At 68.1% G+C, this 8,593-nt stretch carries 10 protein-coding genes and 1 tRNA gene; 4 read left to right on the forward strand and 7 right to left on the reverse strand.

Annotated features, from left to right (window positions below; genetic code table 11):
- Positions 1 to 279: 279 nt before the first annotated feature.
- A complete protein-coding gene (locus FKV24_RS13480; protein WP_111265574.1) occupies positions 280 to 1,392 on the forward strand; it encodes a PilT/PilU family type 4a pilus ATPase in 1,113 nt (370 codons plus the stop codon).
- Positions 1,393 to 1,435: 43 nt separating this feature from the next.
- Here the strand turns inward: FKV24_RS13480 and maiA are convergent, their stop codons facing one another.
- Both maiA and FKV24_RS13490 read right to left on the reverse strand, forming a co-directional pair.
- Entirely contained in the window at positions 1,436 to 2,092 is a 657-nt protein-coding gene (gene maiA / locus FKV24_RS13485; protein WP_141482742.1) for a maleylacetoacetate isomerase, read from the reverse strand.
- Between the two features lie 160 nt (positions 2,093 to 2,252).
- Positions 2,253 to 3,233 carry a fumarylacetoacetate hydrolase family protein gene (locus FKV24_RS13490; RefSeq protein WP_111265572.1) on the reverse strand — a complete coding sequence of 327 codons (981 nt, stop codon included), beginning with the start codon at positions 3,231 to 3,233 and terminating at the stop codon, positions 2,253 to 2,255.
- Between the two features lie 201 nt (positions 3,234 to 3,434).
- On the opposite strand from FKV24_RS13490, the gene FKV24_RS13495 reads away from it, so the two are divergent.
- Complete coding sequence (locus tag FKV24_RS13495) at positions 3,435 to 4,208, forward strand: LuxR family transcriptional regulator (protein ID WP_111265571.1); 774 nt, start codon at positions 3,435 to 3,437, stop codon at positions 4,206 to 4,208.
- Positions 4,209 to 4,312: 104 nt separating this feature from the next.
- On the forward strand, positions 4,313 to 4,993 hold the full coding sequence (locus tag FKV24_RS13500) for an acyl-homoserine-lactone synthase (RefSeq protein ID WP_141482743.1): 681 nt from the start codon (positions 4,313 to 4,315) through the stop codon (positions 4,991 to 4,993).
- 197 nt (positions 4,994 to 5,190) lie between these two features.
- On the opposite strand, the gene FKV24_RS13505 is transcribed toward FKV24_RS13500, so the two are convergent.
- From FKV24_RS13505 to rplM, 5 genes are all read right to left on the reverse strand, one after another.
- Positions 5,191 to 6,009: a DUF3050 domain-containing protein gene (locus FKV24_RS13505; protein ID WP_111267944.1), complete on the reverse strand. Its 819-nt coding sequence runs from the start codon at positions 6,007 to 6,009 to the stop codon at positions 5,191 to 5,193.
- A gap of 140 nt (positions 6,010 to 6,149) precedes the next feature.
- On the reverse strand, positions 6,150 to 6,677 hold the full coding sequence (locus FKV24_RS13510) for a hemerythrin domain-containing protein (RefSeq protein WP_170288310.1): 528 nt from the start codon (positions 6,675 to 6,677) through the stop codon (positions 6,150 to 6,152).
- A 338-nt stretch (positions 6,678 to 7,015) separates the two neighbouring features.
- Positions 7,016 to 7,090: transfer RNA gene (locus tag FKV24_RS13515), tRNA-Gln, on the reverse strand.
- A gap of 66 nt (positions 7,091 to 7,156) precedes the next feature.
- On the reverse strand, positions 7,157 to 7,549 hold the full coding sequence (gene rpsI / locus FKV24_RS13520) for a 30S ribosomal protein S9 (RefSeq protein ID WP_111265568.1): 393 nt from the start codon (positions 7,547 to 7,549) through the stop codon (positions 7,157 to 7,159).
- Positions 7,550 to 7,561: 12 nt separating this feature from the next.
- On the reverse strand, positions 7,562 to 7,990 hold the full coding sequence (gene rplM, locus FKV24_RS13525; RefSeq protein WP_111265567.1) for a 50S ribosomal protein L13: 429 nt from the start codon (positions 7,988 to 7,990) through the stop codon (positions 7,562 to 7,564).
- Between the two features lie 203 nt (positions 7,991 to 8,193).
- Here rplM and FKV24_RS13530 point away from each other — a divergent pair.
- Positions 8,194 to 8,593 (forward strand): 4Fe-4S dicluster domain-containing protein (locus FKV24_RS13530; protein ID WP_141482745.1); only part of this gene is annotated, 400 nt, incomplete at its 3' end.

Here is an 8,593-nt window from a genome sequence, read left to right on the forward strand (position 1 = left end):
GCTGGCGATGTCGGCGCCGGCGTACTGGTCGGCATCGGCGTCGGAGGCGGCCGCGATCGCCTGCTGCGCGCCCGCCAGCTCGGCGGTCGGTGGCGGCAGGCTGGCGCAGGCGCTCAGCGTCGAAGCGAGAACTGCGGCCATCAGCAGGCCGCGGAAGTGTGCGAAGCTTGGGGTCATTGGGGAGGCCATGCGGTAGTGATTCGCAGGGCCATTGTCTGAAGCCGGTGCCCGGCTTGCAACGTCGGGGATCGGAACGGTTACGTTTAGAGGGGTTGCTGCATGGACATCGGCTATTTTCTCAAGCTGATGACGGAAAAGAACGCGTCGGACATGTTCCTGACCACCGGCGCGCCGGTCTACATCAAGGTCGAGGGCAAGCTTTACCCGCTCGGCAACACCGGCCTGCCGCCGGGGATGGTCAAGAAGATCGCCTACTCGCTGATGGACGAGGGCCAGGTGCCCTCGTTCGAGCGCGACCTGGAGCTGAACATGGCGATCGCCCTGCCCGACGCCGGACGCTTCCGCGTCAACGTGTTCAAGCAGCGCGGCGAGGTCGGCATGGTGATCCGCGCGATCCGCAGCGTGATCCCCTCGATCGAGGAGCTGCAGCTGCCGCAGGTGCTCAAGGACATCATCATGGCCCCGCGCGGGCTGGTGCTGATCGTCGGCTCGACCGGTTCGGGCAAGTCGACCACGCTGGCCTCGATGATCGACCATCGCAACAGCAGCACCTCCGGTCACATCCTCACCATCGAGGATCCGATCGAGTACCTGCACAAGCACAAGAAGTCGATCGTCAATCAGCGTGAGGTCGGCCTGGACACCCACGCCTTCCACAACGCGCTGAAGAACGCGATGCGCGAGGCGCCGGACGTGATCCTGATCGGCGAGATCCTCGACGCGGCGACGATGGAGGCGGCGATCGCGTTCGCCGAGACCGGCCACCTGTGCCTGGCCACCCTGCACTCCAACAACGCCGACCAGACCCTGGAGCGCATCCTCAACTTCTTCAACGAGTCGGCGCACAAGAACGTGTTGATGAACCTGGCGCTGAACCTCAAGGCGGTGGTCAGCCAGCGCCTGGTGGTGGGCACCGACGGCCGCCGCCTGCCGGCCGCCGAGGTCCTGATCAACACCCCGCACATCCGCGACCTGATGCGCCGCGGCCAGGTCCACGAGATCAAGCACGCGATGGAGGAGTCGCTGGAGGAAGGCATGGAGACCTTCGACCAGTGCCTGTTCCGCCTGGTCAAGGAGGGCAAGGTCGACATGGAGGAGGCGCTGCGCGCGGCCGACTCCCGCGACGGCCTGGCCCTGAAGTTCCGCCTGTCCGAGGGCTCCAGCGCCGAGCACGACCCGTACGCGGACGTGTTCGACGCCAACGCGCACTGAGCCGCCCCGCCGCGCGGGCCCGGCCGATGCCGAGGCCCGTCGCTCAGGCGGCGTCGGGCTGGTTCTCGGGGCGGGCGGCGTCGAACGCCGGCAACGCCAGGCATTCGGCCTCGATCCGCTCGATGGTCGGATACGGCGCCATGTCCAGCTTGAAGCGACGCGCGTTGTAGACCTGCGGAATCAGGCAGCAGTCGGCCAGCGACGGCGTATCGCCCTCGCAGAAACGGCCGGTCGACGGGTGCTCGGCGAGCATCGCCTCGATCGCGGCGAAGCCCTCGCCGATCCAGTGCCGGACCCATTGCGAACGCGCGTCGGCATCCAGCCCGAGCGCGTTCTCCAGGTGCTGCAGCACGCGCAGGTTGTTGAGCGGGTGGATCTCGCAGGCGACCGCCTGGGCCAGCGCCCGCACCCGCGCCCGCTCGCGCGCGACTCCGGGCAGCAGCGGCGGCGACGGCCAGGTCTCGTCCAGGTACTCCAGGATCGCCATCGACTGGCGGAAGGTGCGGCTGCCGTGGACCAGCACCGGCACCAGCCCCTGCGGATTGGCGGCGCGGAACTGCGGCGTGTGCTGTTCGCCGCCGTCGCGGACCAGATGCACCGGCACGGTGTCGTAGGACAGGCCCTTGAGGTTGAGGCCGATCCGCACCCGGTAGGCGGCGCTGGAGCGCCAGTAGGAATACAGCCGCAGTCGTTCGCTCACGCTCGCCTCACGCCATCTGCCTTCGGGGCGGACTACCTTACCTCAGCGTCGCGACGGACCAGACCGTCGCGACGCGCGCCGGATGCGTCCGGCAACGACGCAAACGGGGCGCGCGGCCACGGCCGGACGCCCCTCCTGCGCGGGAAGCCGGACGACCGCCTCAGCCGCGCTCGATGCGCTGCTCGATCGCGCCGAACAGGCTGTGGCCGTCGTCGTCGAGCATCTCGATGCGGACGCTGTCGCCGAACTTCATGAATGGCGTCTGCGGCTTGCCGTGCTCCAGGGTCTCGACGGTACGGCGCTCGGCGAAGCAGGACGCGCCCAGCGTGGTGTCCTGATTGGCGACGGTGCCCGAGCCGACGAGGGTGCCGGCGGTCAGCGGCCGGGTCCGGGCCGCGTGCGCGACCAGTTGGGCGAAATCGAACTGCATGTCGACACCGGCCTCCGGCGCACCGAACCACTCGCCGTTGACGTGGGTCAGCATCGCGCGGTGCAGCTTGTTGTCGCGCCAGAAGCCGTCGAGCTCGTCCACGGTCACGAACACCGGACTCAGCGCCGAGCGCGGCTTGGACTGCAGGAAGCCGAAGCCCTTGGCCAGCTCGGGCGGGATCAGGTTGCGCAGGCTGACGTCGTTGACCAGCCCGACCAGCTGGATGTGCGCGGCGGCCTGCTCGGGCGCGACCGCCATCGGCACGTCGTCGGTGATCACCACGACCTCGGCCTCCAGGTCGATGCCGTAGTCCTCGCTCGGCACCCGGACCGGATCGCGCGGGCCGTAGAAGCCGGCGCTGACCGCCTGGTACATCAGCGGGTCGGTGTAGAAGGTCTCCGGCACCTCGGCACCGCGCGCGCGGCGCACCCGCTCGACGTGCGGCAGATAGGCGCTGCCGTCGACGAACTCGTAGGCCCGCGGCAGCGGCGCCGCCAGCGCGGCCATGTCCAGATCGAACGCGCCCTCGGCACTGCCGGCGTTGAGCGCGTCCGACAGCGCGTTCAGGCGCGGCGCGGCGTTGGACCAGTCCTCCAGCGCGCGCTGCAGGGTGTCGGCGACGCCGGTCGCCCGCACCGCACGGGTGAGGTCTCGCGACACGACGATCAGGGTGCCGTCACGGCCCCCTTCTTTAAGACTTCCGAGCTTCATCGGGACTCCGGCTTCAAGGGTGGCAGGGGCGCCGCAGCGCAATGGTTTCAATTGTAACCTGTTCATCCGGGGCCACGAAAAGGCGCGGCCGACCATTCGACACCCCGCCAATTGTGATCGCATTCCGGTTCCGCGCATCGCTCGCGTGGCGCCGCCGCCGCGAGCTGCTACGGTGAATCCGGACTTCCAGAAGGACCTGCGATGTTACCGCCACTGCAGGCGTTCACACCGCCACTGCAGGCATTCACCGACCTGCAGGAGTGCCCGTCGGCCGACGCGCTGACCCGCGCGGTCGACCGCCTGACCGGCCCGTTCGGGGTCTCGCACTGGCTGTACGCCCTGGACCTGCCGCTGGTCGACGACCGGCGCCGTCAGTTCACCCTCGGCGGCTATCCGCAACTTTGGGTCGAGCGCTATCTCGAGCAGGACTATCTGCGCATCGACCCGATCGTCTCGCACTGCCACGACCGCGCGACCCCCTTGCGCTGGTGCGATGCGGTACCGACCGACCAGCGCGTGATCGACCCGCACCAGCAGGCGATCAGGAGGATGTTCGGCGAGGCCGGCGAGTTCGGCCTGGGCGCCGGGGTCAGCATTCCGCTGCACGGTCCGGGCACCCACTGGGGGCTGATGTCCTTCGCCGGCGAATCGGGGCTGAACCCCGAGCTGACCCGGTACCTGCCCTACCTGCACATGCTGGCCCACTACGTCCACGAGTCGGCCCGCCGCTTCATCCCGACGATGTTCGCATCGCCGGGGCCGGCCGTGGAGCTGCCGCACCTGACCGGGCGCGAGCGCGAGTGCCTGTTCTGGGCATCCGCCGGCAAGACCAGTTGGGAGATCGGGCAACTGCTCGGCATCAGCGAGCGCACCTCGGTCTTCCACCTGCAGAACGCCGCCCGCAAGCTGGGCGTATCCGGCCGCCAGGCCGCGGTCGCCCGCGCGGTGACGATGGGCCTGATCTCCACCTACTGAATGCGGCGCCCGCGCCGCGACCATCCTGTCAATCCTTGCAGCTGTAACGTCTGACAGCTTGCGCTCCTCTGTCGCCACCCACCACGACAGGGAGTTCAAGCACCATGACCACGATCACGATCGGCCGCGCCGGCAACGGCCGGATCCACCCCACCCTGATGGACGGCATGCACCGCTTGCGTGCCGATGTCTTCCACGCCCGCCTGGGCTGGGACGTGAAGGTCCGCCATGGACGCGAACGCGACCATTTCGACCGCGCCCATCCCTACTACCTGCTCGCCCATGACGCCCTGCTGCCGGTAACGCCGGCGGGGCGGCCGCCTGCGCGTGTGGTCGGCTGTTGCCGGGTATTGCCGACGCTGGGCCCGAACATGCTGCGCGACGTGTTCCCGCAGCTGGCCGACAGCCGCGGCATTCCGGCCCGCGCCGATGTCTGGGAGGTCAGCCGTTTCGCCGTCGCCACCGACACCGCGGCCGCAACCGGCACTGCCGCCGGGAGCTACGGGTTCAGCACCACCCCGGCGCTGATGGTCGCGCACCTGCTCAGGTTCTGCGCCGACCGCGACATCAGCGCCCTGGTCGGGGTGACCAGCTCGCCGTTCGAGCGGATGCTGCTGAAGCTGGGACTGGAGGTCGCGCAGCTGGGGCGACCGCGCCGGATCGGGCGGGTGATGAGCCTGGCTTTCGAACTGCCGCTGGACGCGCTCAACCTGCGTGTCGCCGACACCATCATCGCCGGCGTCCAGGCCGCCGCCATCGCACAGGATCTGCCGCGGGCCGCCTGAGCCCGCCTTCCCTGGCGGTTGCAGCCTTTCGGCTGCAACCGCCACCGTCGTCCGGGTGTCCCGGGTCCGTCATCCGTCCCCCGCCAGGTCGCGCCGGCCGGGGGGTCGCATCCTGCGATCCCAGAACGCGCATCCAGATGCACGTCCTCGCATTCCCTGCGCCGCCGGCGCGACCGGCTGGAGAACGGGTGGCAGTCCTATGCCGACACCCTTGCCTCGGCGGCTTCTTCCCTGAAAGTGGATTTCCTGTCGAGCTTGCGCAGCAGTGTCTCGGTACCGTCCCACAGCGCATGCCGCGCATGCAGCGCATCGCGCGCGGCCTGGCGCGCGCGCGGCAGCCCCTGCGGATGCCGCGCCAGCATCGTGCAGATCATCTTGGTGGCCGCCGGTCCGTGCTCGTCGGCATCGAGTTCGATGTGACGCTCCAGGTAATAGACGAAGCCCGGCGCGGTGGCGGTGTCCAGCCCCCAGCGCGACAACAACCCCTGGAACATGCCCGGAATGATGTTCTCGCGACCGTACAGGAAGCTCGCCGCGACCTGCAGGGTCGAGCCCTCGGTGGCTGTGCGCAGGGTGTCGAGCACGAAGTTGCGCACGAATACCGGCACGCCCGCCTCGATCAGCGCGTCCTCCGGCGCCACGCCCTGCTCGAGCGCGGCCAGGAAGTGCAGGAACGACTCGGTGGAGGCGCCGACATCGTTCATCGCCGCCAGGTACAGGTCCAGATGGCTGGCCGGCCGGCCCTGCGCATCGACGTCGCTCTCCTCGGCCAGCACGATGTCGTTGATCAGTCGCGCGCTGGCCGGGTCGCTCGGCGGCATCCACGGCAACCGCACGCAGGTCAGGTCCTGCTGCAGCCGTTTGACCAGGGACATGAAGTCCCACACGGCGAACACGTGCACCTGCATGAATGCACGCAGTGTCTCGATGTTGCGCAGCTCGTCGAACACGCCGTGGCATTCGAGGCCGCGACGCAGACGCGCGATCTGGGGGGTAACGATCGGATCGACTTCCATGTCCATGCTCTCCTTTTCTCGGGGGGAAGCGTTGTGGATGGATCGAACTGGGATTGACTGCTACCTGGTGATCTTTACTTGAGGACTGTTGCGGGTGGACGACTGCTGGTGGAACGGATGGACGATCTGGAACGGCCGGCTCAGGCCGGCTGGTACAGCGGATACAGACTGGCTTCCTCGCGCTGGATGCGCTGCGCGAGCAGATCGCCGACGGCCTGGTAGTCGTCGATGAAGGCGCTCTTGCTGGCTTCATCGAAGGCGTTCAACTGGTACTTCTTGACGAAATCCACCACGCCGCGCGCGATCGCGTTCATCTCGCGCCGGAAGCTGCGGATCAGCATCGTGTTCTCGCTGTCACCTTCCAGTGCGCGCTCGACATAGTTGTAGAAGCGCACGTTCTCGGCGATCAGATGGGCCTCGAGGTTCATCTTGAAGCGGGTCAGCAACGGCGGGATTTCCTCGAACCGGTCGTGCCTGGCGCAGCTGCCGATCTCATCGAACAGTGCGACGAGATCGTTGTGATCCTGCTTGAGCGCGGGCACCAGGCCGGCGTCGTAGGCGATCGGCCGGGCCGGGGTCGACATCGTCCCCAGGGTCGCGGCCTGCTCCACCGCGGCCGTGCCCTTCGGGGCCCGCCGCTGTTGCGGCTGCCCGACAAGCCTTCGCATGAACCCCAACATGCGCCCCCTTCAGATCTCTGAATTCCCTTCCCGATCGACCATAGCGGCGCGATCCGGCCGCAGGTACCTGTCAGATGCAGCAGGGTGAAAACACTCACGCCGAGGTCACCATCCCCCTGCTATTGCCCCTTGGTATTGCCCCCGGCTGACGCCCTTGGCGGCGGCCTCGTCCCGGCCGTTCCGCGGTCATGCCGCTCGACGCAGCCCGGGCGCATGCCTGCGCCCCGCGGGCGGCCGTCGCCGCCGAAGCGGGCGCAAGGCACGGGAAAGCGCAGGGAGGACAGAAACAAAAAACCCGCCTTGCGGCGGGTTCTTCGTATCGGATTTGGCAGCCCCGGATGGATTCGAACCACCGAATGTCTGAGTCAGAGTCAGATGCCTTACCACTTGGCGACGGGGCTATGAGACCGATTATAGCGCAACGGACGGAAAAGTAACCGGCAAGAAGCCGAACTTCCCGATGTCGATTAGCGCTTGGAGAACTGGGTCGCGCGACGGGCCTTGTGCAGACCGACCTTCTTGCGCTCGACCTCGCGGGCGTCGCGGGTCATGAAGCCGGCCTTGCGCAGGTCCGACTTCAGGTTCTCGTCATACTCGACCAGCGCGCGGGCGATGCCCAGGCGGATCGCACCGGCCTGGCCGGTGGTGCCGCCGCCGATCACGGTGACCTTGACGTCGAACTTGTCGCTCGACTGGGTCAGCTCGAGCGGCTGACGCACGATCATGCGCGCGGTCTCGCGTCCGAAGAACTCGTCGAGCGGACGCTCGTTGATGGTGATGTTGCCGCTGCCCTTGCGCAGGAACACGCGCGCGGTGGAGGACTTGCGACGGCCGGTGCCGTAGTTCTGCTGGATTGCCATGTCTGCTTTACCTTAGATGTCCAGGGGCTGCGGCTGCTGGGCGGCATGCGGATGCTCGGCGCCCTTGTAGACCTTCAGCTTGCGGTACATCGCGCGGCCGAGCGGGTTCTTCGGGAGCATGCCCTTGACACCGATCTCGATCACGCGCTCGGGATGACGCTCCAGCGCCTGGGCCAGGGTCTCGGACTTCAGGTTGCCGATGTAGCCGGTGAACCGGTGGTACATCTTGTCCTGCAGCTTCTTGCCGGTCACGGCGATCTTCTCGGCGTTGATCACGACGATGTAATCGCCGGTATCGACGTGCGGGGTGTAGACGGGCTTGTGCTTGCCGCGCAGACGGCGCGCGAGTTCGGAGCACAGGCGGCCGAGGGTCTTGCCTTCGGCATCGACGACGTACCAGTCGCGCTGGACGGTCTCGTTCTTGGCGGTGAAAGTCTTCATGACGGCTCTTATCAGGTGAATCTGGTCGGGCGGATTCCGTGGCACCGCGGCGCCGGTGGAACTTTGCCTCGCGTTGTGACCCGCGGCAGCAAACGCTTTCGCGGACGAAAGAAGCGGAATCATAGCGGCTATCCGGACCCCGTGCAAGCCTGCCAACACCCTCAAGGAGCCGCCCCCGGCCGGCGGTGCTAGCATCGCCGGCCATGCCTGCCCCTTCGCGACCGACGGACGAGCGCGCCGCGCTGCAGGCGCTGGCCGACCGTTGCGTGCAATGCGGGCTGTGCCTGCCGGCCTGCCCCACCTATGCCCGCGAACGCCTGGAGGCCGAGTCCCCGCGCGGCCGGATCGCACTGGCGCGGGCGCTGGCGACCGGCTCCCTCGCCGCGACCGGGCTCGGCGAGGCCCATCTCGACCACTGCCTGGGCTGTCGCGGCTGCGAGGCGGTATGTCCGGCCGGGGTCGAATACGACCGCTTGCTGGTACTGGCCCGCTCCCAGCAGCGCCAGCGCCGCCGCCCCGGCCGCCTGCAGCGCCTGCTGGAAACCCTGGCCGCCCGCCCGGCCCTGCTAAGCCGGCTGCTGCGACTGTATCGGAGCGCCCACC

The organism is Marilutibacter maris (assembly GCF_006546735.2).
Taxonomy (GTDB): domain Bacteria; phylum Pseudomonadota; class Gammaproteobacteria; order Xanthomonadales; family Xanthomonadaceae; genus Marilutibacter; species Marilutibacter maris.

Bases quoted from the DNA above. Each gene is read 5' to 3' on its own strand.
- FKV24_RS13510 (WP_170288310.1), bottom strand. From the start codon at position 6,677: ATGCGAAGGCTTGTCGGGCAGCCGCAACAGCGGCGGGCCCCGAAGGGC.
- FKV24_RS13500 (WP_141482743.1), top strand. From the start codon at position 4,313: ATGACCACGATCACGATCGGCCGCGCCGGCAACGGCCGGATCCACCCC.
- FKV24_RS13495 (WP_111265571.1), top strand. From the start codon at position 3,435: ATGTTACCGCCACTGCAGGCGTTCACACCGCCACTGCAGGCATTCACC.
- FKV24_RS13480 (WP_111265574.1), top strand. From the start codon at position 280: ATGGACATCGGCTATTTTCTCAAGCTGATGACGGAAAAGAACGCGTCG.
- rplM (WP_111265567.1), bottom strand. From the start codon at position 7,990: ATGAAGACTTTCACCGCCAAGAACGAGACCGTCCAGCGCGACTGGTAC.
- FKV24_RS13490 (WP_111265572.1), bottom strand. From the start codon at position 3,233: ATGAAGCTCGGAAGTCTTAAAGAAGGGGGCCGTGACGGCACCCTGATC.
- FKV24_RS13505 (WP_111267944.1), bottom strand. From the start codon at position 6,009: ATGGAAGTCGATCCGATCGTTACCCCCCAGATCGCGCGTCTGCGTCGC.
- rpsI (WP_111265568.1), bottom strand. From the start codon at position 7,549: ATGGCAATCCAGCAGAACTACGGCACCGGCCGTCGCAAGTCCTCCACC.